Here is a 21,371-nt window from a genome sequence, read left to right on the forward strand (position 1 = left end):
GCCTTTTGAGGTGAAAGCCCGATGGACACCATCCACGATATGAGACTGGCAACCAAGACGACGCCGTGGAGCACCGTCACCTGCATGATGCTGACCTCCTTCGTGCTCGTCGCGTCGGAATTCATGCCGGTGAGCCTGCTGACGCCGATCGCCGACGACCTCGCGAGCACCGCAGGCCAGGCGGGTCAGGCGATCTCGATCTCGGGCTTCTTCGCCGTCATCACCGCCTTGTTCAGCAATGTGCTGTTCGCGCGCTTCGACCGGCGCCGGGTGATCCTCTCCTATACCGTCGTGCTGGTGGCGTCGGGTCTGGCGGTCACCTTTGCCCCCAACTACCTCGTGTTCATGGCCGGCCGCGCCCTCATCGGCGTGTCGATCGGCGGCTACTGGTCGCTCGCGACAGCGATCATCGCCCGGCTCGCCGCCGGTCCCGACGTGCCGAAGGCCCTTGCCATGCTGCAAGGCGGCAGCGCGCTCGCCGCCGTGATCGCCGCACCGCTCGGCAGTTTTCTGGGGGGCCTTGTGGGATGGCGCGGCGCGTTCTTCGTCGTCGTGCCGATCGGCATTGCCGCCTTCATCTGGCAGGCCATCGCCCTGCCCCGGATGCCGGGCGGCAGGAGCGCGTCGCTCGGCAGGACCTTCAGCCTGATGGGCAACCGCACCTTCGCCCTCGGCATGACGGCGATGATCCTGTTCTTCGTGGGGCAGTTCGCGCTCTCGACCTATCTCAGGCCGTTTCTCGAAGACATCACCCATCTCGGCGTCAACACGCTGTCGCTGATGCTGCTCGGCATCGGCCTTGCCGGCCTCGCCGGAACCTCGCTGATCCCCTCGGTCCTGCGCTCACATATGGCGCACGTGCTGATCGGCTTTCCGGCGATGCTGGTGACCGTGGCCCTGGCGCTCGTCGGCCTCGGCCCGTTGGCGCTGGCAACCACCGGCCTGCTGCTTCTCTGGGGCCTGTTGACGACGCCGGTGCCGGCGGCATGGACGACCTGGATGACCCGGACGATCCCGCATCATCTGGAGGAAGGCGGCGCCTGGTTCGTCGCGCTCATTCAATTTGCGATCACTTCAGGCGCATTCGCCGGCGGGTTGTTGTTCGATCATGTCGGCTGGTGGAGCCCGTTCGTGTTGAGCGCTGCGGCGATGGCGGGTTCGGCGGTGACTGCGGTGGGTGTGACGCGTGGGTTGAGACGGCAGATGGTGGCGGCTTAGACCATCTGCCTGAGGTCGGACTTATGTAAGCCAAGGCTTGCCGTGTGGCCCCCTCATCCGACCCTTCGGGCCACCTTCTCCCCGCTGGGGAGAAGACGGGAGAATGCAGCTGCGCCATCGATCCTATTGCACGGAATGCCTTTGAGCGGGCGAGTTCATTTGGGCAGTGTCGGCCCGCCTTGCTCCCTCTTCTCCTCAGCGGGGAGAAGGGCCCGAAGGGTCGGCTGCAGGGCACGCCCTACATTACTTTACCGTGATGGCAATACCGCTGATATCGGCGTTGACTTGCAGACCTACCTGCTTGCCTGAGAGTTCGAGTTCAGCGCCCTTGTCATTGGTCATGACGATCACTTGGGCCCCTTTGCCGACCGCGCCGCCACCGCCCGCTGCACCGTAGACCCCGGTCACATCTCGGGCGCGGCGAATATGGCGAACAGTACCATGAAAATTGGTCTTGGAAGCCCCGAAGGCAAGGCCGCCCGAGATGCCGCCGACAGAGATGGGATAATGGCGACCATGGAAGGTCAGCGTGCCCTCGCCTCCGGAACCACCCACAAAGAAGGCAGCCTTGTAGACTGAGAAGCTGATCGTACCGCTGTCGGCATAGGCAGAGCCGGCAAAGCTCACTCCTGCTGCTGCGATAACTGCAGCCACGACTGAACGAAATCTGGACGAAATCTTCATAATGCGAATCTCCTCAAAATCGAGGCTTACCCAGCCAGGAGGGCACGTCAGCGTCAAGTCACAGCTGAAACTGTCTCGTCCGTCGTTAGTTCCAGGCAGGTGGCCAGAATCCGGTTGGGAGAGGGCCGCCACGTGCCTTTATCAATGGCATGTGAATTTGCGTCGGCCCTGTACTGATTCCCGACTGTGGGTGGAGGGGAATAAGCAGCGGCGTGCCGTGCGGCCCCCTCAACCGGCTGCCGCCACCTTCTCCCCGCTGGGGAGAAGGGGAATGCCGCGATGTTTCGTCCTTATCGCTCCTCAAGAAGCATGAGGATTGGCGAGGCGCAAAGCTTGCTCCCTCTTCTCCCCAGCGGGGAGAAGGTGGCCCGAAGGGTCGGATGAGGGGGCCACACGGCACAGCCTACATTATCGCCCCTTAGCGTGTCCCCTCACCCTTCCAACTCCACAATCGCACACCCATACCCCGCAAGCTCCAGCCTCCCCGCAACCGCCTTCTCCCCATCCAGCAGATCCCGCCCGGCCGGCACGCCGGCAACTGTCGCAGCCTGATCCGTATAGTTCTGCACAAAGAGCAGCCGCCGCTCGTCGTTCATCCGCATCGTCACCTCCACCCCCTCGGGCAGCCCGCCCACCAGCGGCTCGATGCCCGCCGGGGCAAACAGCCGCTCCGTCAGCGCTTCCGTCAGCTCCGGCGTGAGATACGTCCCGAGATAGACCACCTGCCCCTTGCCGACCTTGCGGGAGGTCGCCATTGCCTGGCCCTCGGCATAGCGATTGGACCAGGCGGCGATCACTTCGACATCGCTGTCGACGGTGAGGTTTTCGTAGAAATGGCCGGCGGCCATTTCGCGGTTGCCGATCTTGAAGCGGCGGACGCGGCGGTGGCTTTCGGCCGGCTTGTTCGGCGGGATGACGAGGCCGCCGGAGCGCTCCATCACGTCGAACAGGCCGTTGGCGCCGGGGGCGGCCAAGCGGCCGAAATCCTCGACGCGCACGCCGGTCAGCTTCGAAAGCGCGGTGCCCGGCGCGGTCTCGCGGATGACGTGGTTATCTCCAGTGCGGGTGCCGGTGCGTGCGCCGATGACGACGGTGCCGCCGGATGCCGCGAAGGCTTCGAGCTTCGCCGTCCAGTCGTCCTTCCACATCACCCAGTGGGGGACATAGAAGAGCTTCAGCTTGGAAAGATCGTCCTCCGGATGGATGAAGCCGCAGGCGATGCCGCGGTCATAGCAATATTGATGCAGCAGGATCGCATCGTCCTGCGGGCTCGGCAGGCCGATCGGATAGGTCTTGTGGGCTTCCTGATTGTCGAAATCGGAGCCGGCGATGCCGACATCCATGCGCACATAGGTGCCGAGGATCTTGGGCTGCAGCGCCGTCATCTCGGTCGCGAAGCGCGTGGCCTCCTCATATCGGTGGCGGCCGATATCGTCATGGTCGATGATGCCCATCCAATAGATCTCGGCGCCGAAATGGGCCGGGCGCCAGCGGAAGAACATCAGGCCATCGGCACCATGAGCGACCGAGGAAAGCGCCATGCGGCGCAGTTCCCCCGGCTCCGGCGTCAGCGTGCAGAAGCCCGGCTGGCTGCCAAAGCCCGATTGCTGCTCGGGCACGATGTAATTGCCGGAAAAGCCGCGGCAGATATCGAGATGCAGCGCCTGCACCTTGGCGTGGTTGCCGAGCCGCATGAACTCGTCATAGAGCATGGGATAGATGTCATAGCCGACGAAATCGAGATCCTTGCTGAACTGGCCGCGGAAATCGATATCCCTCAAGCCCCCGAGGTTATGGAAGACGAACCAGGAAGGCTTCACCTCCCTGAGGATCTCGACCTGATCGTGCTGGAAGCGCGCCGTGGAGAAGGCGAGGAAGCGGTGGTAATCCTGCAGATGGCCGGGGCTCGGAAAGGTCGGGCCGAATTCGATCGGCAGCACCACCTGATCGAAACTGTCATAGGCCGTCGCCCAGAAATCGCCACCCCAGGCGGCGTTGAGCTTTGATATTTCGCGGTATTTATCGGCGAGGAAGGCCTGGAATTCGCTGAGCGTCGCCTGGGAAAAGCTCTCCGGCATGCTGGTGTTCAGCTCGTTATCGGTCTGCCAGCCCAGAACATGGGGATCGCCGCGATAATGCTCGGCCATCGCCCGGGTGATGCGCTTGCTGTGCTCGCGAAAGACAGGGCTTGCCGTATCGCAATGCTGGCGCGAGCCGTGGCTCATCGGCCGGCCCTTGCCGTCGACCCTTAAAATTTCAGGGTGAGCTGCCGTCAGCCAGCGCGGCGGTGTGGCCGTCGGCGTGCACATGATCGTTTCGATGCCGTGGCGCCCGAGGATCGATATGGCGCGGTCGAAGAGATCGAAATCATAGGTGCCGAGCCTGGGTTCCAGAATGTGCCAGGCGAATTCGGCCATGCGCACGACATTGAAGCCGGCTTTCGCCATGCGCTCGGCATCGCGCTCCCAATAGCTTTCATCGACATGCTCGGGATAATGCGGCACGCCGACCAGGAAGCGGTCTGTTTTGACGGGGTTCCATACGGAGAGGGTCTTGTCGGACACGGGCGTGGTCTTTCTGATTACTTGTCGAGGATGGTTTTGCGGGCGCTGATCGTGCGCCCGCCATCGGATGAAAAGAGATAGAGTTCCCGGGCGTCGAGCTTCAGCGCGACGTTCTGCTCGGCGGCAAAGGGCGCGACATAGCTGAGCTGCACGGTGATATTGCCGGTGCCGCTCTCAGAGGCGATGGTCCTGAGATTGCCGGCATCGACATAGAGGATGGTTTCGCGGCCGAGATGCTCGACGAGCCTGATCTGGCCGTGGATCGCCCCGCCCTCGCCGCCATCGGCGACCATCGATATGTTCTCCGGCCGGACGCCGAGCGTCAGGCTGACGCCTTTCGCCAGCGCTGTCGCCTCCGCCAGTTCCACCGTCACCGGCACGAGGCCCGGGGCGGAGACGGTGACATTGCGGCCGGACACATCGTCGACGGTGACGCCGAGGAAATTCATGCGCGGCGCGCCGAGGAAGCCGGCAACGAAGAGATTGTCGGGATTGCGGTAGAGCTCCAGCGGCGAGCCGACCTGCTCGATGATCCCCTTGTTCAACACGACGATGCGGCTTGCCATGGTCATCGCCTCCACCTGGTCGTGGGTGACATAGACCATGGTGGCGCCGAGCTCGGCGTGCAGGCTGCTGAGCTCGACGCGCATCTGGGTTCTGAGCGCCGCATCGAGGTTGGACAACGGCTCGTCGAACAGGAAGACCTCGGGCGAGCGGGTGATCGCCCGGCCGATCGCCACGCGCTGGCGCTGGCCGCCGGAAAGCTGCTTCGGCCGCTTGTCGAGCTGGTCGGTGATCCTGAGGATTTTCGCGGCGCGCGCCACCGCCGCCTCGATCTCGGCCTTCGGGCGCTTGGCCATGCGCAGGCCGAACCCCATATTCTCCGCCACCGTCATGTGTGGATAGAGCGCGTAGGACTGGAAGACCATGGCGATGCCACGATCACCCGGCTCCTCTTTGCTGACGTCGCGGCCGTTGATCAGTATCCGGCCGGAGGAAATCTGCTCCAGGCCGGCGATCGATTTCAGCAGCGTGGACTTGCCGCAGCCGGAGGGGCCGACCATGACGATGAACTCGCCTTGCGCGACCGAAAGGTCGATACCGCGCAGCGCATGATAGGCGCCGTAGTTCTTGTTGATCTCACGGAGTTCGAGACTGGTCATGTCTGGCTCTCTTCTGTTGAAACTGAAAACTGCCGATTGCTCATCCCTTCACCGCCCCCATGGTCAGGCCGGCGATGAAGTGCCGCTGCATCAGGAAGAACATCACGACGGGCGGCACGGCGACGACGATGGTGCCCGCGGAAATCAGGTTCCAGGCCGAGACCCATTCACCGCGAAGATTGGCAAGGCCGGCCGTGACCGGCTTGACGCTGTCGCTGACGGTCAGCACCACCGCCCAGAAATAATCGTTCCAGATGAAGGTGAAGATCAGGATGGCAAGGGCTGCGAGTGCCGGCCGCACCAGCGGGATCGCCACATGGATGAGCGTCTGGAAGGGCGATGCGCCCTCTGCCCGCGCCGCCTGGAACAATTCATCGGGCAATGCCGCGATGAAATTGCGCATGAACAGTGTGGCAAAACCGGTCTGGAAGGCGACGTGGAAGATGATCAGCGCCGCGGTGGTATCGATCAGATCGAGCTGCACCATCAGATCGCGCACCGGGATCATCATGATCTGGTGCGGCAGGAAATTGCCACCGACGAAAAGCGCGAAGATCAGCATGTTGCCGCGAAAGCGGTAGCGCGACAGCACGTAGCCGGCGAGTGTCGAGAGAACAAGCACGCCGATCACCGAGGGAATGGTGATGATCAGACTGTTGAGGAAGTAGCGGGCCATCGGCGTCTGCGTGAAGACATCGGTATAATTGTCGATGACGCCGATGCCGGTCGGCCATCCCCACAGGTTGCCGCCCATGACATCCTCGGTCGTGCGGAAGGAGGTGAGAACGATGGCAAACAGCGGGCAGAGCCACAGCAGCAGCACGATGACGACGGCAAGCACATAGATGCGGCGCTGCCAGACGGCGGTCTCTGGAATGGGACGAGGATACATCAGCCTCCCCTCTCTTCGGTGCGAATGATGCGGCTGAGATACCAGACGATGAAGGCGGCCATGATCACGAACAGCACCGAGGCGATCGCCGCGCCGTAGCCGAAGCGATAGGAGAAGATCGACTGCTCGAACATCTGGTAGGCGAGAACCGAGGACGAGCCGAACGGGCCGCCCGATGTCATCACCGACACCATGTCGAAGGAGCGGAGCGCCCCGACGACGGTGACGGCAATGGCGATGAAGGTCACCTGGGTCAGCTGCGGCAGGACGATGTGCCAGAGCATGTTCCAGCCGCGCGCCCCGTCGACGCGGCCCGCACCGATCAGCTCTTCGCTCAAATTGTTGAGGCCGGCGAGATAGAGCACCATGCAGAAGGTGACCTGCGGCCAGAGGGCTGCGATGACGATGGCGAAGGTGACGAAATGCTCGTCGGAAAGCACTGCCGGCGCTACCGCCCCGAAGGCCTTGAAGATCAGCGCCAGCAGCCCGAACTCCGGCGTATAGACCCAGGTAAAGACGACCCCGACCGTGACCGAGGCGAGCACCAGCGGAATGAAGAACAGCGACTTCAGGAAGCGCATGCCCGCGATTTTCTGATTGACCAGCAGCGCGATGGCGAGCCCGATCGGCGGCGCGGCCATGAACATCACAAGCCAGATGAGGTTGTTCTTCAGCGACACGTAGAATTGCGGATCGTTGTAGAGTTCGACGTAATTGCCGAGCCCGATCCACACCATCGGGCCGAAGCCGTCCCACTCGTGCAGGCTGATCCAGACGCTGCGCACCGCCGACAGCAGGATGACGGTGGAAAACAGCGCGATCGCAGGTGCGATGAGCAGAGTCGGGGTAAGCCACCACCGTTGGCGGCGCCATAATGTCAGCATGTCAGGAGCCTCATGTTATTCGTATGAGCTTTTCTGCCCTCAGATCGCTATCGAAGCCCGCCAACCTCTCCTTTCGTCATGCTCGGGCTTGTCCCGAGCATCTGCCCCCGTTTGATAGGGCAGCAGATCCTCGGCACAAGGCCGAGGATGACGTCGATTGGGGGGCGGGCGTCGCCGGGAGTAAAGCGACGCCCTCGGCTTGCTGGCAAAGCCCGCCACCCCTCCTTCGTCATGCTCGGGCTTGTCCCGAGCATCTAACCCCGAACCGATAGGGCAGCAGATCCTCGGCACAAGGCCGAGGATGACGTCGAGTAGAGGACCGCTTGCCAACAGACAGGGCTGCGGCGGCAAGCTCAGATCTTATAAATCCGCTTCCGCGTCCCCTCGAGCCGCGTCAGGATGGCCTTACGCCGGTCGGGCTTGGCCATGAATTCCTGGAAGCCGACGAGGCCGGCCTGGGCCATGTCCGGATCGCTGTCGCGGTCGTAATATTGCGAGGTGCCCTGCACCGTCTTCATCGTCTCGACCGCGATATTGACGAGCGGGTCCTTGCTCGGCGGCAGGTCGTTGCGCGGCGGCACGTTGCCGCCCGGCTCCAGATAGGTGGCCAGGTTTTCCGGCTTGTAGAAATAGGCGAGGAATTCGCGTGCGCCCTGCTTGTTCTTGGCCTTGGCGGGAATGTGGATCGAATTGACCGAGAACTCCTCGAAATGGCCGACCTTGGCGTCGAGCACCGGGAAAGTGGCGTAGGCAAGCTGCGGCAGATCAGCCTCGGTGAAGGCCGAGCGAAGGAAGGCGCCGAGGTTCATCATGCCGGCCTTCTTCTGCGCCAGAAGGGCTGCGGCCTCCTGCCAGCCAAAGGAGGTGTGGTTCGGCGTGAAGAAGCCCTTTGAAATCATCGCTTCCCACTGATCGAAGACGGGCGTCAGCGACGGATCGAGATAGCTCATCTCGCCGTTCATCAGCGCCATATGCTTGTCGAGGCCATTGATGCGCAGGTTCATCTGGTCGAACCAGCCGGCCGCCGGCCACAATTCCTTGGTGCCCATCGCAACCGGAGTGATGCCGGCCGCCTTGCACTTGTCCCCATAGGCCATGAATTCCTCGGCCGTCTTCGGCACGGTCAGGCCATATTGCTCGAACACCTCCTTGCGGTAGAACATGCCCCAGAGCGTGCCGCCGGTGGGCAGACCGTACTGCTTGCCGTCTTCGGTGACGGCGCCGATGGTCGCGCCCAGCACGTCCTTGTATTTTTCCTTCTCGACCAGATCGGAAATATCGTCGAACAGGCCGCGCTTGACGAAGGCGCGCATGCGGTTGCCCGAAAACCAGGAGCAGACATCGGGAGCGCCGGCGACGAGATAATTGCGGATCGCCGTCTTGTGGGCCTCGTGATCCATATTGTTGATGACGACTTTGACGCCGGCTTCCTTGCTGAAGCCCGCGGCAATCGCCCTCAGCGCGTCGAGCGCGGCACCGTTGTTTTCATCGGAGATCATCGTGACCTCCTGCGCCTGCGCGATCGCCGGGATCGGAAAGCTGCCGGTCACGGCGGCTGCGGAAACCAGGCCCGCGCCCTTCAGGAAGCGCCTGCGGGTGGTCGACGGAAATTGCTTCAAAAATGCCATTGAATTTCTCCCAGTTGATCGATCGACATCCCCCGACCGCCGCCTCCTCCATGAAACGATCGACCAGGTTTTCAACGCGGCGATCACTCCCCAATTCCGGCGATAATCCGCCTGGCTGAGTTGATCCGCGGCCGGACTTATGCATAGATCTACGCAGCCCGCAATAATTAATTTACAAAATTAAGGAATGTACCGTGAAGTTAAAAGGCGACCAGACCACGGCGAGAGCCATGAACCGACGCCTCATCCTCAACCTCCTCAGGCGCGAGGGGCCGAGGAGCCGTGCCGACATCGCCACCGTCATCGGCCTCAGCCCGGCCGCCGTCACCTTCGTTATTTCAGACCTGCTGGAGGAAGGCATCGTCATCGAAGGGCAGTCCGTGCCCGGCCTCGCCGGCCGCCGGCCGATCCCGGTCGAGATCAATTACGAGCACGCGCTCGCCATCGGCTTCAAGCTGATGGTGGATTCGGTGGAGTGCGTGGCAACCGACCTTGCCACCAACCCTGTCGCCGCCATGCGGGTCAGCCTCGGTGGTCACGACCCGGATTATGTTGCCGACCTGCTCGCCGGCACCGTGCCCGAACTGGTGAAACTCGCCGGCCGGCCGGATGCCAGGCTCGCCGGCATCGGCATCTCCATGCCCGGCGTCATCAATCACGAACAGACGGCCTGCGTGCGCAGCCACCGCTTCCAGTGGGACAACGTTCCCCTCGCCGCGCTGGTGGCTGCCCGCGTCCATGTGCCGGTCTGGCTGGAAGACGACACCAACGCCTATGCCATCGCCCAGCAGCTCTTCGGCCTCGGCCGCCAGCACCGCAACATGGCCGTGCTCGCTGTCGGCGTCGGCATCAGCTGCGCGCTTGTGATCGACGGCAAGCTCTATCGCGGCGCCAATGGTGCAGCCGGCAAGTTCGGCCACACGCTGTTCGAGGAAGGCGGCAGGCTCTGCGAATGCGGCAAGCGCGGCTGCCTGATGGCCTATCACTCGGAACTGTCGATGCTGCGCCGCTGGCGTGAAGCCACCGGCCGCGGCGAGGAACTCGGCCTGCCCGAACTCTGCGAGGCGCTTGCCTCAGGCGACGCGACCGCCACCGCCCTCGTCGCCGCTTCCGGCCGCGGCATCGGCACCGCCCTCGCCAACCTCGTCAACATCACCGACCCCGAAGTCATCGTCGCCGGCGGCGAAGCCGTCTCGCTCGGCGATCACTTCCTGACGCCGCTGCGCGAAGCGCTCGCCGCCCGCACCTTTCGCACCGCCCCGCCGCTTTTGCCCGACTGGGAGGACAATTCCTGGGCCCGAGGGGCGGCAGCGCTGGTGACGCAGAAGATCTTCGACTTCGAGTCCTCCGGCGGGGTGACGGATATTGCGACATTGGGTGCGAGAGGTTCGACGTCGGCGGCTTGAGGAGAAGGCAGCGGCGTCCCCCCGACAGGTCTTGCTGGCGCACCTTCCCATAATCTTCCAACTGGATCATCTGTGGACCGGAATGGTAGCTATCGCTTGGTGAGCTTAAGAGTACCGTGAAGGGATCGCTAGGTGGGAAGTTTTTTGGGGATTGTACGTTCTGTCGCGGCAGGGTGCGTGATCGGGGTGATCACGCCCTTGATTGGCGGCTGTGCCTTTCCCTATCCAGCAGTTTGGTCGAAATGTCCTCACTCGCAACATCTCGTCATCGACGGAGAGTTTCGATGTGGAGGCCCGGAGCTTCCTCCCACTCCATCGCAAGTGGCGACTCTTAAGCGGCTTCCGCACGTGGATCCCTGAACACGCCCAAAGCGGCACGCCATCTCCCACGCCTCGTTGCAATTCGCGCTCACGCGACTACCTTTCATGCGAGGCCACCCTTCCCGGTGGCAAAAAGAACATCACGCGAGCAAGCCATGTGCCGAAACATAAAACCTCTGTTCAATTTCGATCCGCCGGCGACGGACGAGGAAATTCACGATGCCGCGCTGCAGTTTGTGCGCAAGCTCAGCGGAACGACCAAGCCGTCGAAGCGCAACGAGGCCGCGTTCGAACAGGCGGTCAGTTCGATCGCTGCCTGCGCCCGCGAACTGCTCGCTTCCCTGGAAACATCTCAACCGCCTCGCGATCGCGAGGAAGTCGCGGCGAAGGCGCGTGCGAAATCTGCGATGCGGTTCGCGTAAGAGGAGCCCCGTTCTTACGGGAAAGCTCAGCCGCCTGCCGATACACTCGCTTACAAAAATACGGGTTTCCAGACACATGCCTGGTTCAATCATCGACTGAAATGGCGATGCGGCCGATGCGCCGCAATGGTCAATTCACGAAGGATGACACGATGAAAATGATCCAGGCGATAGTGCTCGCCCTTTCTCTCGGCGCTGCGGCGACGGCGCATGCGGAACAGCCGCTGCAGCGCACCGACCTCGTCAGAAGCGATATCGATGTACGCGGCCACGAGGCCGTTCAGGTGCGGGTCGATTTCGCCCCGGGCGTTCTTGCGCCCAAGCACGCGCATCCGGGCGAAGAGATCGCCTTCGTTCTCGACGGCACGCTGGAGTACCAGCTCGACGGCCAGGAGCCGGTGACGCTGAAGGCCGGCCAGTCGCTGTTCATTCCCTCCGGCGTGGTGCATTCGGCCAGGAATGTCGGCAGCGGCAAGGCTTCGGAGCTGGCGACCTACATCGTCCGCAAGGGCGAGACGCTGGTCGTGCCCGCCAAGTGAAGCCATGCCGGGATTGGGGCGGGCGCGGGCAGCACGCGCCGCGTGGACCCGCCCCTTGGCTCCAGTTTCAGCCTATTGCTGCGGCTGCGCCGGCGGCGGGGTGCCGATCTTTTCCAGAACCTTCTTGGCGAGCGCCGGGTCGCTCTGCGCGGCCGTCAGGATCGAGGAATATTCCTCGACCGAGATGTCGTTGGAGGCCTGGACGGTGTCGACCATCTGCTGCTTGGCTTCTTCCTGCAGCTTCTGCTTGGCAGCCTGGTCCTTGGTCGCGTCGATCTTGGCCGAATATTGCTGCCGGACCTTGTCGACCTGCTGATAGGCAACGGCAAAGGCTTCCAGCTTCTGATCGCTGACCGGGGCGGCCGCCCCGGTGCCCCCACTCTGCCCCTGCATCGGCGCCTGTCCCTGTCCCGGCGGCTGCTGTTGCGCCTGGGCAAGCTCGGTCGCGGATGCCGGGCTGAATGCAAGCAGGCTGAACACCGCGGCGGTCATCGTTGCGAGGGATGTGTAACGAGTGATCATTTTCATTCCTTTTCCGGTGATTTCGGTCGATCGCTCAGCGCTCAAAGAGGCTGGCGAGGTCGCGACGATGAAGCCGGAAAAGGGCTCGGTGCGGCGGTAACGGGGCCATTTTCTGACTATTGAGCGGCGGCTTTGTGACCCGGACTCAACCGCTACCGCGCAAACCTGCGCGCCCCGGCCACGCAGAGAATAACGGCAACCGTCACGGCGAGCATGATCCACGTGACCGGTTCGTGCAGCAGAGTTGCGGCGAGCGCCAGGCCGAAAAACGGCTGCAACAGCTGCAGCTGGCCGACCGCGGCGATGCCGCCTTGCGACAGGCCACGATACCAGAAGATGAAGCCGATCAGCATCGAAAACAGCGAGACATAGCCAAGACCGATGAGCGCCGGCGTTTCGATGCCGGCAAAACTCGCCGGCCGATGGACGAAAGCGACCGCGACCATCACCGGCAGCGACAGCACCAGCGCCCAGGAAATCACCTGCCAGCCGCCGAGCGTGCGCGACAGCCTGCCGCCTTCGGCATAACCGAGGCCGCAGGCGACGATCGCCGCCAGCATCAATAGATCGCCGACCGGCGAGGCCGTCAAGCTCTGTGTCAAGGCAAAGCCCGCCACCAGCGCGCTGCCGAGAACGGAGAACAGCCAGAATGCCGGCTTCGGCCGTTCTCCGCCGCGGATCACCCCGAAGATCGCCGTCGAGAGCGGCAGCAGACCGATGAAGACGATGGAATGGGCCGACGTGACATGCTGCAGCGCCAGCGCCGTCAGCAACGGGAAGCCGACGACGACGCCGAGCGCGACGACGGCGAGGGAGACGAGATCGCGCCGGCTCGGCCGCTTTTCGCGGAAGGCGATCAGCAGGCCAAGCGCCAGAATGCCGGCGATCGCCGCACGCGCGACGGTCAGGAAGACCGGATCGAACTGCATCACCGCCACGCGCGTCGCCGGCAGCGATCCGCTGAAGATCAGCACGCCGATAAAACCATTGATCCATCCCGATGCCATGCGGTCCATGATGCGCTGCACTCCTATCTTGCTGCCCCCTTATCGGCCGATATGGCTGGTTATGACAGAGACAATCTGATACGGTTTCGCAAAACTGTTATGGTGCAGGAAGCGGTACGGATGGATGAGAGCACGGCGGGGCGCACCCGCATCGACATGGTCGTCGCGACGATCCGGCAGCGCATCGCCGGGCGCAGCCTGACGCCGGGCGCCAAGCTGCCTTCGGTGCGGGGGCTGGCGGCGGCGCTGAAGTTGTCGACATCGACCGTTGTCGACGCCTATGAGCGCCTCGTCGCCGAAGGCGCGATCCTGGCAAGGCCGGGTTCGGGATTCTACGTCGCCAACCAGGCAGCCCCCTTTGCGCTTGCCGAGGCCGGGCCCAAGCTCGATCGCGCCGTGGATCCCTTCTGGATATCGCGGCAATCGCTGGAGGCGGATGAAACCGACCTGAAGCCCGGCTGCGGCTGGCTGCCGCCCTCCTGGCTGCCCGCGGAAGGCATGCGCCGCGGGCTGAGAACGCTTGCCCGCGCCGACGGGGCCGCCCTTGCCGATTACGGCTCGCCGCTCGGCCTGCCGCAGCTGCGCCAGCTGATTTCACGGCGTATGGGCGAACGCGGCATCGAAGCCTCCCCGGATCAGATCATGCTGGCCGATTCCGGCACGCAGGCGATCGATCTGCTCTGCCGTTTTCTGCTGGAACCCGGCGACACCGTGCTGGTCGACGACCCCTGCTATTTCAATTTCCACGCCCTGCTGCGTGCCCACCGGGCAAAGATCGTCGGCGTCCCCTACACGCCCTCCGGCCCCGATATCGAGCTGTTTGCCCAGGTCGTCGCCGAGGAGCGGCCGCGGCTCTACATCACCAACTCGGCCATCCACAATCCCACCGGCGCAACGCTGTCCCCGGTGACCGCCCACCGGCTTCTGAAACTCGCCGAGCAATTCGACCTCACCATCATCGAGGACGATATATTCGCCGATTTCGAATATACGCCGGCGCCCCGCCTTGCCGCCTTCGACGGGCTGGAACGGGTCATCCATATCGGCAGCTTTTCGAAGACGCTCTCGGCTTCCGCCCGCTGCGGCTTCGTCGCCGCCAGGCCCGGATGGATCGACGGCCTGACCGACCTCAAGATCGCCACCTCCTTCGGCAGCGGCCGGCTGACGGCGGAGTTGGTGCTGAACGTCTTGAGCGACGGAAGCTACCGCAAACATATGGAGACGCTGAGGCACCGGCTCTCCCGGGCAATGGGCGAGGTCTCGGCCAGGCTGAAGGGCCTTGATATAACGCCCTGGCTGGAACCGCAGGCCGGCATGTTCCTCTGGTGCCGCCTGCCCGATGGCATCGATGCGGCCAACGTGGCCCGCGCCGCGCTGGAAAAGCGGATCGTGCTGGCGCCCGGAAATGCCTTCAGCCTGTCGCAATCGGCGACGAATTTCATGCGGTTCAATGTGTCGCAGACGCTGGATGCGCGGGTGTTCGAGGTGTTGAGGGATGTGTTGGGGAGGCGGGGGACGTGAGAGCGAAGGGACGCGTCGTTGCCCGTCGCTGCGCTCCGTGCATTCGCTCCTATCGTCGCTCGCCCATCTGCCTGCCGCATATTCTCCCCGCTGGGGAGAAGGGGTATGCGGCAGCGTCTTGCCCTCCTGAGAGCGCAGCTTTAAAAACAAAGGAGTGCCACGTACTCCCCTCTTCTCCCCAGCGGGGAGAAGGTGGCCCGCAGGGTCGGATGAGGGGGCCACACGGCACGCCCCTTCATCATCATCCCATTCAACAGCAACCCTCAAAACGACCGATTGACCGCCTTGTCGTTCTCCAGCCGCGTCACGCAGCCTTCGAGCTTGGCAAGCAGCAGATCGAAATCGAGCGGCTTGGTCAGATAGTCCGCCGCTCCGCCGCGCAGGCCGGCGAGCGTGTTTTCCCGGTCGGTCAGCGCCGTCAGCAGGATGAAGGGGATGTTGGAAAGCTCGGGATGATTGATCTGAATTTCCGCCAGAAGCTGATGCCCATCCATAACAGGCATCGAAATATCGCTGATGACGATGTCGGGCCATTTCGACAGGATCATTTCCAGCCCTTCGGCGCCGTTCGAAGCCTCGAGCGTCCTGTAGCCGGCTTCGTTCAATTCTTCGACGAGGAGGTTCCGGATCTCGACTTCATCCTCAATGCACAGGACTGTAACCATAAGCTCTTCCTCAAGCTGCGACATGTTGATCCGCCAATAGAAGCTCTATTGGCAGTAAAATGGTAAATGTTGTGCCCCTGCCGAGCTCGCTCGTCACCTCGACGGTGCCGCCATGCAGCTCGACGACCTGCTTGACGACATTCAGGCCGATGCCGGTCCCGGCAATACCCGTCGCGCTGCGGGCGCGATAATAGGGCTGGAACAGTTTCGGCAGATCCTCCGCATCCATGCCGATGCCGCTGTCGGAGATCGCAATCTCCACCGTCGTCTCATCGGCCCGGGCGCGCACGTGAATGTCGGGCGCCTTGGGCGAATATTTGACGGCGTTCGAAATCAGGTTGGTGAAGACCTGTTCCATCGCGCTGCGGTCGAACATCAATTGATCGGGGATGGGCGCGAGATCGAGATGGAAGACATGCGAGCGGCTGAGCTGGCGCAGCCGCTCGCAGCACGTGACGAGCAAGGCTTTCAGATCGCCTTCGCTGCGTTTCAGGGTGATCTGCCCGGTTTCGAGCCGACCGCTCGCGAGGATGCTCTCCATCAGATCGACCATGCGAACGACCGCGCTGCGGATCACGCCGGCTTTTTCGCGAACGTAATCCCCACTGATATTGGCGGTCGAGCGGCAGAGCCGCTGGGCAGCAGCGTCGATGATGGCGAGCGGCGTGCGAAACTCGTGCGAGGCCATGGCGACGAACTGGCGCTGGAGCGCGTTCACCTGGCGTTCGTGCACCAGCAGCCGGTCCAGCTCCTCTCTCTGCCTTTCGATCTCGGCCGTTCGATCGGCTACCATTTCTTCCAGATGGTTACGGTGGTGGGTGATCTCGGCTTGGCTGTCGAGCAGGGTCAGCGACGTGCGATGCAGACCGCGCCCGAGCCAGAACACGACGGTGATCAAAAGCGCCAGACAGCCGAGCCCTGCCGGCGCGATCTGCTGAAGCAGCATGAACCCGGGCCGGATCGGCGGCCAGACGAGATAGCCGATCGTGCCGCCGTCATGGGACGGCACAGCGACCTGCACCCGCTCGTCCGCACTTTTCGAAGGCGTGAAATGCAAGCCTTCGAGCCGCGCATAATGCGCAATGTTTTCGGCAACTTTTCCGTCGATGAACTTGACCGAGACGGCGATGAACTCCTGTCCCGCCTCGATCTGCATCCTGGCCGAACTCGGCAGAATGGGGCGCGCGCTGATGATCGCCGGCCTGTTGCCGATCATGAGCGTGCGAACCTCGGCCAGTTGACCGAGCGGCCGGCTGCCGGGCTTTGCAGCCAGCTCGACGAGAGCGCCACGCATCTCCTCGGCAAGAGCGGTCATGTCAGGGCTGTCGTCGCTGCCGAGCCGCGGCGGCATGACATCCGCGCCGTCGCGGAACGCAAACATCAGGCGATTGGTATCGTCGAAGATATAGGTCCTGTCGTGCCCGAAATACCGGCTCGTCCACTGGCCGACATTGTCGAGCAGCCAGTCATGGTTCCGCTGCTTGGCATAAAGGAAGGCGTCGTCCCATTTGGCGATGCTTTCCTGTTCGCGAGGGAGTGCCGCGATCTGCGCTTCCAATCCCTGGCTGACGAAATCCGCCTGCCGGCGCAGCGAGAGGTCATCGACCTTGACCGCGGCGAGCCACGCAAATCCGCACAGCAGCACAGCCGCCGCACAGGTAAGCGTCACCAGGACGAACGTGATGTGGGATGTTAGCCTGACCTTCAATACCCGCGACCTTTTGATGGCGCCCGCTACTGAGAAATTGACACGCAAAAGTTGACGGATTGTGAATTACTCTTGGTAAGCAATCCGGTATCCCGCGCGCCGAGGTGGCTGAGAGGAATGCAAGAAGCAGCACTGCGGCGGCTGCTTCGAGGCTCCGCCCTATGGGCTGCGCACCTCAGCATGAGGGGCGTTGGAGGATGGCGCTTCCCCGGTGGCGCACCGGGTTCACCCCGGCCGGCGCACCGCGCGGATCTTGCCGCTGCCGCCGCCTCCGCAGAAGAAGCAGTCGCCGCCGTCGGATTCGAGGCCGGAGACGCCGGTGCCTTCGGGCATGTCGAGCCGCTCCAGCACTTCCCCCGTTTCGGGGTCGATGCGCCTGACGTCACTGTCGTCGCCCTCCCAGGTGCCGTGCCAGAGCTGGCCGTCGACCCAGGTGACGCCTGTGACGACGCGGTTGGATTCGATGGTGCGCAGGATCTTGCCCGTCTCCGGGTCGATCTGATGGATCCTGCGGCCGCGGTGCTGGCCGACCCAGAGCGTGCCCTCGGCCCAGGCAAGACCGGAATCGCCGCCATTGCCCGGGGCGGGAATGGTGGAAAGGATGCGGCCGGTCTTCGGGTCGACCTTGTGGATGACGTCCTCGGCGATCTGATAGAGGAATTCGCCATCGAAGGCTGTCCCGGCATGCGAGGCAACCTCAATGGAACGCACCACCTCGCCGCTGTCGGGATCGAGCGCATTGAGCTTGTCGCCCGAGGCGAACCAGACGTGGCTGCCGTCGAAGGTAACACCGTTGACGCGGTCGGCGCCGGGAAAGGGTCCATATTCACGCAGGATCGTCGCAGCGGATTTCTTCATCTCTTCCTCCTTCATGGTTTTGCCCCATCCTAATCACTTGGCAGCGGACCCGGGAGTAACAAGAGCGGCGGGAAACCCGGTAGCGGCGGGCTCATCCAGCGGCGCGCCCGCCCGCGCCCGAGCGATTGCACCTTGCCTTCCCCCGCCAGGGAATCCAGCGCCCGCTGCACCGTGCGCGGGCTGGCGCCAAGCGCAATCGAGAGCGCCGAACTCGCCCACGCCTCGCCATCGGCGAGCAAGGCGAGTACCGCGCCATGCGGCCCTTCGACGAGCGGGGCGAGCACAGCGATCTCGCCACCGCCACACGGCGAAAGCGCAAAGCCGCGCTGCGCTGCCGAAACCTCCGCCAGCCCCCGCAATTCAGCGCGCAGCCGACCGATCTCGACCCGCAGCCGGGCGCGATGCGATTCATCGGCGTGTTTGCCGCGAAAGGCGCGCGCAATCAGCGCGCCCCTAGCCACATCCCCCGGCCAGGCTTCGGCGAGCGTGCGGGCAAGCACAAACAGCACCGGTCGCGTCGCCAGCGAGACGGCCGTGCCCTCCTTCCACACCACGTGGCGGCAGGCATCGATGACGAGCGTGCCCGAGCCCAGCAGCGCTTCCACCTCACCAAGCAGCAGCGGGCGCTCTCGCCCCGGTGACAGCAGCCGCGCCGCCGGGGTGTCGAGCACGAGGGCCGCAGTTTCGACTTCCGCCGTCAGGGCCGGGATATTGGCCTCGCGAGCCGCAAGCCTTGCCCGCTCGAGCGCAGCGCCTGCTGCTTCGGTCTGCAGCCGCCGGACGGCGATGCCGGCCGCCACCAACTCGTGGGCGGCCCGCAGCGCCGGCGGCAGCGGCGTCGGATCAAGGACGGCGAGCCCACGTTCGGCCTCGTCGATGCGGCCGATCAGCACCAGCCTGCGAATGGCGACATTGCCGGCATGGGCGGCGTTGACCCTGTCACCATGCGCTTCCAGTACTTTGCGGGCAGCTTCCAGCGCCTTCGGCGGCCAGATGAGATCGCGCGAGACGAGCGCGATCTCGGCTTCGGCGACCACGCAACGCGCCCGCGCCACCGCCTCCCGCGGGCCAAAGGCGCGCGCCGCACTTTTCAAAAGCGCCTTGGCGCGGATGAGATCGCCGAGCTGTGCCATGGCGATGCCGCGCAGCGCCAGTGCCGGCGCATCCTCGCGCAGCGCCACCCGCTTCAGCGCGCCGAGCGCGTCACCCGTTGCCAGCGCCCGCGCGGCGGCTGTGATCAGCGAGTCCATTCAAATCCCGTCACACTTGTCACTCCCGCCATTCCCCTGCCCGGCCGTAATCTTCGTTCAACGGCCGCAACCGAGCCGGATGCTACGACGAGAAACAGGCAAAGGAGAAGACCCATGACGGCACAGCTGAACGCAACGCGCCAGCAATGGCTGGCAGCAAGGCTCGATCTGCTCGAGGAAGAAAAGGAGCTGACGCGTCAAAGCGATGCGCTGGCGATCAAGCGCCGGCAATTGCCCCGCGTCAGGATCGACAAGGAATATCGTTTCGACACCCAAGGCGGCAATGCCTCGCTGAAGGATCTCTTCGGCGGGCGCTCGCAGCTTCTGGTCTATCACTTCATGTTCGGGCCGGATTACAGCGCCGGATGTCCCTCCTGCTCCTCGATCGCCGACGGCTTCAACGGCGTCTTCGTCCATCTGGAAAACCACGACGTCGCCTTCTGGGCGGTCTCGCGCGCCCCGCTCGAAAAACTTGAGGCCTTCAAGCGGCGCATGGACTGGGGCTTCCCCTGGGCCTCCTCGGGCGGCAGCGATTTCAACACCGATTTCAGCGTCTGGTTCAGCCCCGAGCAGCAGCGCCGCGGCGAAATCGAATATAATTACCGCCGCGAGCCGCCCGCCCCCGAACCGCCCGCCCATCAACCGCTTTCCGCCGAGACCGTGCCGGAATGGCGCGACAGCGAAGAACCCATCGTCCAGATCGCCTCCATGACCGGCACCGACGTTCCCACCTACACCCGTGACCGCCCGGGCGTCAGCGCCTTCGAACTCATCGACGGGGCCGTCTACCACAGCTATTCCAGCTATGCCCGTGGGCTCGACGGGCTCTGGGGTATGTATCAATGGCTGGACCGCGCTCCCAAAGGCCGCAACGAAACCGGCATCTGGTGGCGCCATCACGACCGCTACGGCAAGGAGTGACGCCGATGCTATCTTCCGCTCACACCCCGGAGAGAGGCGACGGCAACGCTGCCGAATGGCTCTCGCTGGCCGCCGCAGCAGACGGATTAACTGCTACGCCGAGCAACGGCATGGCGAACCCAGGCGGCCGGACCGCCGGCCACGCCGCCAATTGGCTGTCGCTGGCCGCCGCCCCGACATTTGCGATCATGGCGCTGCTGACGGCCACGACCGGCAGCGCCGACATGATCTGCACGACGACGCCGGATATCTTCCCGATCGGCGGAATGGTCCCCATGTACCTGCTGATGAGCGGCTTCCACCTGGCCCCCTGGTTGCGGTTCGCCGCCGGCTGGCGGGCCTGAGCCTTCGATAATCGTGCCAAGCGCCGCCACATCTCTCCTCGGTTCTGTGCTTGTCACAGCAATGACGGAGCGTAGGGTGGCGTTCTTGCCAAACTTTCTGTTGTGCCCTCGCTCTGCCGTCTCCGGCTTTACATTCTTACCGACGCAACCGAATTCACGCCTTCACCTCGATAAAATCGATCGGCCCACCGGCAAGCTCGTCGTCGAAAACCGCGCAGGAAAGCTTGCCGCCGAAGACGCAGGCGCTGTCGATATTGGTGCGGTTTCCTGTCGTCACCGGGTTGGACAGTGACGGTGTATGGCCATGGACGAGGTGCTTGCCCCAATAGTCGCCGGACTCGCCGGGAGAAAACCGTAACCAGAGAAGATCGCGCTTGGTCTGCCGTTCCAGCGGAAACTCCGGAACAACACCGGCATGGACAAAGAGGCGATATCGATCAACATGCATGAGGGGACGATCGGCAGCCCATTGCAGATGCTGAAACGAAACCCTGCCGTCATAGGAAATCTCGGTTTCCAGTCCGCCGTTGCTGATCCACACATCTCTGTCGTCGCTGTCGGCATAGGCAGCAACCATCATGTCCTCGTGATTGCCTTTCAGGCAGATCCACGACCACTGGCCCGCGGGGCCGGCAATGATCCGATCGAGAACACTTTTGCTGTCGGGCCCGCGATCGACATAGTCGCCAAGGAAGACGACCGTGCCGTCAGACGCATAAGCCTCGATCCGATCGATCATCCTGTTCAGCGGATCGATACAGCCGTGAATATCGCCTATGGCGAATGTGTAGCGCATATCTCCCCCTCTCGGTCGCTCGTCCATGGCATCATAATGGACAAACCAAACCGCCATC

Annotated in this window: 20 protein-coding genes; 7 read left to right on the plus strand and 13 right to left on the minus strand. The window is 63.5% G+C overall.

Going from position 1 to position 21,371, the window contains the following annotated elements; genetic code table 11:
* Positions 1-21 precede the first annotated feature (21 nt).
* Positions 22-1,218: an MFS transporter gene (locus RHEC894_RS13600; RefSeq protein WP_085737653.1), complete on the plus strand. Its 1,197-nt coding sequence runs from the start codon at positions 22-24 to the stop codon at positions 1,216-1,218.
* A gap of 243 nt (positions 1,219-1,461) precedes the next feature.
* On the opposite strand, the gene RHEC894_RS13605 is transcribed toward RHEC894_RS13600, so the two are convergent.
* From RHEC894_RS13605 to RHEC894_RS13630, 6 genes are all read right to left on the minus strand, one after another.
* The gene (locus RHEC894_RS13605; protein ID WP_010068799.1) at positions 1,462-1,902 is read right to left on the minus strand and encodes a hypothetical protein; all 441 of its coding nucleotides are present in this window, start codon (positions 1,900-1,902) and stop codon (positions 1,462-1,464) included.
* Between the two features lie 431 nt (positions 1,903-2,333).
* Positions 2,334-4,466: a beta-galactosidase gene (locus tag RHEC894_RS13610; RefSeq protein WP_085737654.1), complete on the minus strand. Its 2,133-nt coding sequence runs from the start codon at positions 4,464-4,466 to the stop codon at positions 2,334-2,336.
* Positions 4,467-4,483: 17 nt separating this feature from the next.
* A complete protein-coding gene (gene ugpC, locus RHEC894_RS13615) occupies positions 4,484-5,629 on the minus strand; it encodes a sn-glycerol-3-phosphate ABC transporter ATP-binding protein UgpC (protein ID WP_085737655.1) in 1,146 nt (381 codons plus the stop codon).
* Positions 5,630-5,669: 40 nt separating this feature from the next.
* Positions 5,670-6,521: a carbohydrate ABC transporter permease gene (locus RHEC894_RS13620; RefSeq protein ID WP_085737656.1), complete on the minus strand. Its 852-nt coding sequence runs from the start codon at positions 6,519-6,521 to the stop codon at positions 5,670-5,672.
* Positions 6,521-7,405, minus strand: coding sequence for a sugar ABC transporter permease (locus RHEC894_RS13625; protein WP_085737657.1), 885 nt, complete (start codon positions 7,403-7,405; stop codon positions 6,521-6,523). The genes RHEC894_RS13620 and RHEC894_RS13625 overlap by 1 nt, the downstream gene beginning before the upstream one ends.
* Before the next feature lie 353 nt (positions 7,406-7,758).
* Positions 7,759-9,033 (minus strand): ABC transporter substrate-binding protein, encoded by a 1,275-nt coding sequence (locus RHEC894_RS13630; protein WP_085737658.1) that lies wholly within the window; start codon positions 9,031-9,033, stop codon positions 7,759-7,761.
* 194 nt (positions 9,034-9,227) lie between these two features.
* Here RHEC894_RS13630 and RHEC894_RS13635 point away from each other — a divergent pair, with 194 nt between their 5' ends.
* The 3 genes from RHEC894_RS13635 to RHEC894_RS13645 all read left to right on the plus strand — a co-directional run bounded on the left by RHEC894_RS13635 (position 9,228) and on the right by RHEC894_RS13645 (position 11,721).
* Positions 9,228-10,439 (plus strand): ROK family protein, encoded by a 1,212-nt coding sequence (locus RHEC894_RS13635; RefSeq protein ID WP_085737659.1) that lies wholly within the window; start codon positions 9,228-9,230, stop codon positions 10,437-10,439.
* Positions 10,440-10,915: 476 nt separating this feature from the next.
* Positions 10,916-11,182: a DUF2277 domain-containing protein gene (locus RHEC894_RS13640; protein WP_010068721.1), complete on the plus strand. Its 267-nt coding sequence runs from the start codon at positions 10,916-10,918 to the stop codon at positions 11,180-11,182.
* 152 nt (positions 11,183-11,334) lie between these two features.
* Positions 11,335-11,721, plus strand: a complete 387-nt coding sequence (locus RHEC894_RS13645) for a cupin domain-containing protein (RefSeq protein ID WP_085738975.1) — start codon at positions 11,335-11,337, stop codon at positions 11,719-11,721.
* Positions 11,722-11,793: 72 nt separating this feature from the next.
* On the opposite strand, the gene RHEC894_RS13650 is transcribed toward RHEC894_RS13645, so the two are convergent.
* Together RHEC894_RS13650 and RHEC894_RS13655 are read right to left on the minus strand one after the other, a co-directional pair.
* The gene (locus RHEC894_RS13650; protein WP_010068719.1) at positions 11,794-12,243 is read right to left on the minus strand and encodes a DUF4168 domain-containing protein; all 450 of its coding nucleotides are present in this window, start codon (positions 12,241-12,243) and stop codon (positions 11,794-11,796) included.
* Between the two features lie 152 nt (positions 12,244-12,395).
* The gene (locus RHEC894_RS13655; RefSeq protein WP_085737660.1) at positions 12,396-13,259 is read right to left on the minus strand and encodes a DMT family transporter; all 864 of its coding nucleotides are present in this window, start codon (positions 13,257-13,259) and stop codon (positions 12,396-12,398) included.
* 90 nt (positions 13,260-13,349) lie between these two features.
* On the opposite strand from RHEC894_RS13655, the gene RHEC894_RS13660 reads away from it, so the two are divergent.
* Positions 13,350-14,771: a PLP-dependent aminotransferase family protein gene (locus RHEC894_RS13660; RefSeq protein WP_085737661.1), complete on the plus strand. Its 1,422-nt coding sequence runs from the start codon at positions 13,350-13,352 to the stop codon at positions 14,769-14,771.
* 263 nt (positions 14,772-15,034) lie between these two features.
* Here the strand turns inward: RHEC894_RS13660 and RHEC894_RS13665 are convergent, their stop codons facing one another.
* The 4 genes from RHEC894_RS13665 to RHEC894_RS13680 all read right to left on the minus strand — a co-directional run bounded on the left by RHEC894_RS13665 (position 15,035) and on the right by RHEC894_RS13680 (position 19,252).
* Complete coding sequence (locus RHEC894_RS13665) at positions 15,035-15,436, minus strand: response regulator (RefSeq protein WP_085738976.1); 402 nt, start codon at positions 15,434-15,436, stop codon at positions 15,035-15,037.
* Between the two features lie 10 nt (positions 15,437-15,446).
* Complete coding sequence (locus tag RHEC894_RS13670) at positions 15,447-17,192, minus strand: ATP-binding protein (protein ID WP_206427862.1); 1,746 nt, start codon at positions 17,190-17,192, stop codon at positions 15,447-15,449.
* Between the two features lie 177 nt (positions 17,193-17,369).
* The gene (locus tag RHEC894_RS13675; RefSeq protein ID WP_085738977.1) at positions 17,370-18,002 is read right to left on the minus strand and encodes a PQQ-binding-like beta-propeller repeat protein; all 633 of its coding nucleotides are present in this window, start codon (positions 18,000-18,002) and stop codon (positions 17,370-17,372) included.
* Positions 18,003-18,031: 29 nt separating this feature from the next.
* Entirely contained in the window at positions 18,032-19,252 is a 1,221-nt protein-coding gene (locus RHEC894_RS13680) for a helix-turn-helix domain-containing protein (RefSeq protein ID WP_085737663.1), read from the minus strand.
* Positions 19,253-19,366: 114 nt separating this feature from the next.
* On the opposite strand from RHEC894_RS13680, the gene RHEC894_RS13685 reads away from it, so the two are divergent.
* On the plus strand, positions 19,367-20,173 hold the full coding sequence (locus RHEC894_RS13685) for a DUF899 family protein (RefSeq protein WP_010069555.1): 807 nt from the start codon (positions 19,367-19,369) through the stop codon (positions 20,171-20,173).
* 5 nt (positions 20,174-20,178) lie between these two features.
* Positions 20,179-20,517: a hypothetical protein gene (locus RHEC894_RS13690; RefSeq protein ID WP_085737664.1), complete on the plus strand. Its 339-nt coding sequence runs from the start codon at positions 20,179-20,181 to the stop codon at positions 20,515-20,517.
* Positions 20,518-20,671: 154 nt separating this feature from the next.
* On the opposite strand, the gene RHEC894_RS13695 is transcribed toward RHEC894_RS13690, so the two are convergent.
* Positions 20,672-21,313, minus strand: coding sequence for a metallophosphoesterase family protein (locus RHEC894_RS13695; protein ID WP_010069553.1), 642 nt, complete (start codon positions 21,311-21,313; stop codon positions 20,672-20,674).
* Between the last annotated feature and the right edge of the window lie 58 nt (positions 21,314-21,371).

This window comes from Rhizobium sp. CIAT894, from assembly GCF_000172795.2.
GTDB lineage: Bacteria > Pseudomonadota > Alphaproteobacteria > Rhizobiales > Rhizobiaceae > Rhizobium.

What these genes read in the sequence shown, in the direction of transcription:
- RHEC894_RS13645 (WP_085738975.1), top strand. Translation starts at nt 11,335, where the DNA reads ATGAAAATGATCCAGGCGATAGTGCTCGCCCTTTCTCTCGGCGCTGCG.
- RHEC894_RS13675 (WP_085738977.1), bottom strand. Translation starts at nt 18,002, where the DNA reads ATGAAGAAATCCGCTGCGACGATCCTGCGTGAATATGGACCCTTTCCC.
- RHEC894_RS13685 (WP_010069555.1), top strand. Translation starts at nt 19,367, where the DNA reads ATGACGGCACAGCTGAACGCAACGCGCCAGCAATGGCTGGCAGCAAGG.
- RHEC894_RS13680 (WP_085737663.1), bottom strand. Translation starts at nt 19,252, where the DNA reads ATGGACTCGCTGATCACAGCCGCCGCGCGGGCGCTGGCAACGGGTGAC.
- RHEC894_RS13630 (WP_085737658.1), bottom strand. Translation starts at nt 9,033, where the DNA reads ATGGCATTTTTGAAGCAATTTCCGTCGACCACCCGCAGGCGCTTCCTG.
- ugpC (WP_085737655.1), bottom strand. Translation starts at nt 5,629, where the DNA reads ATGACCAGTCTCGAACTCCGTGAGATCAACAAGAACTACGGCGCCTAT.
- RHEC894_RS13660 (WP_085737661.1), top strand. Translation starts at nt 13,350, where the DNA reads ATGGTGCAGGAAGCGGTACGGATGGATGAGAGCACGGCGGGGCGCACC.
- RHEC894_RS13620 (WP_085737656.1), bottom strand. Translation starts at nt 6,521, where the DNA reads ATGTATCCTCGTCCCATTCCAGAGACCGCCGTCTGGCAGCGCCGCATC.
- RHEC894_RS13640 (WP_010068721.1), top strand. Translation starts at nt 10,916, where the DNA reads ATGTGCCGAAACATAAAACCTCTGTTCAATTTCGATCCGCCGGCGACG.
- RHEC894_RS13605 (WP_010068799.1), bottom strand. Translation starts at nt 1,902, where the DNA reads ATGAAGATTTCGTCCAGATTTCGTTCAGTCGTGGCTGCAGTTATCGCA.
- RHEC894_RS13600 (WP_085737653.1), top strand. Translation starts at nt 22, where the DNA reads ATGGACACCATCCACGATATGAGACTGGCAACCAAGACGACGCCGTGG.
- RHEC894_RS13695 (WP_010069553.1), bottom strand. Translation starts at nt 21,313, where the DNA reads ATGCGCTACACATTCGCCATAGGCGATATTCACGGCTGTATCGATCCG.
- RHEC894_RS13625 (WP_085737657.1), bottom strand. Translation starts at nt 7,405, where the DNA reads ATGCTGACATTATGGCGCCGCCAACGGTGGTGGCTTACCCCGACTCTG.
- RHEC894_RS13650 (WP_010068719.1), bottom strand. Translation starts at nt 12,243, where the DNA reads ATGATCACTCGTTACACATCCCTCGCAACGATGACCGCCGCGGTGTTC.
- RHEC894_RS13655 (WP_085737660.1), bottom strand. Translation starts at nt 13,259, where the DNA reads ATGGACCGCATGGCATCGGGATGGATCAATGGTTTTATCGGCGTGCTG.
- RHEC894_RS13665 (WP_085738976.1), bottom strand. Translation starts at nt 15,436, where the DNA reads ATGGTTACAGTCCTGTGCATTGAGGATGAAGTCGAGATCCGGAACCTC.
- RHEC894_RS13690 (WP_085737664.1), top strand. Translation starts at nt 20,179, where the DNA reads ATGCTATCTTCCGCTCACACCCCGGAGAGAGGCGACGGCAACGCTGCC.